General features: G+C 42.3%; 1 protein-coding gene. It reads right to left on the bottom strand.

The features are described from left to right. Positions 1–81: 81 nt before the first annotated feature. The coding region (locus R7093_RS27890) for an AraC family transcriptional regulator (RefSeq protein ID WP_318098933.1) at positions 82–525 on the bottom strand (444 nt) is incomplete at its 5' end.

Below are 525 nucleotides of genomic sequence, written 5' to 3' on the forward strand. Positions count from 1 at the left end.
TGAGTCGCCAAAGAGAAAGGCTTTGTGCTAGATGAGTTGATCCTGGTCGATCAAAAACAGTAAATTGTCCAACTGCTGACCTTACAGTAAGGTTCGATGCTTCATAAAGCTCAGTGGTGTTTGTCCCGTTTGTTTTTTAAAGAACGCAATGAATGCGCTGTCTGATGAAAACTCTAAGCAATGGGCAACATCACTGACTTGTCTCTCCTCACACAACAGCTCTATTGCCTTTAACAATCGCCATTGCTGGCGCCAATCTTGATAAGACATGCCTGTTTCGGACTTAAACAGTCTTGTAATTGTCTTACTGCTTGCCCCGATTGTTTTCGATAAATGGTTGAGATCAGGAGCAATGAATCCGTCTTTTGTCATCGCGTTTCGAAATGAAGCCAAACGACGATCCGATGGCAATGGTAAAGTGAGCTCGAATTGCTTTGCTTGATAAAACTCTTCCCAAAACAATATGGTTGTCGCATTCGTTTTGGTTTGTTCTATGTCCCACTCCCACAAAGCCATTTTATTGAT

The organism is Vibrio sp. 1580 (assembly GCF_033340055.1).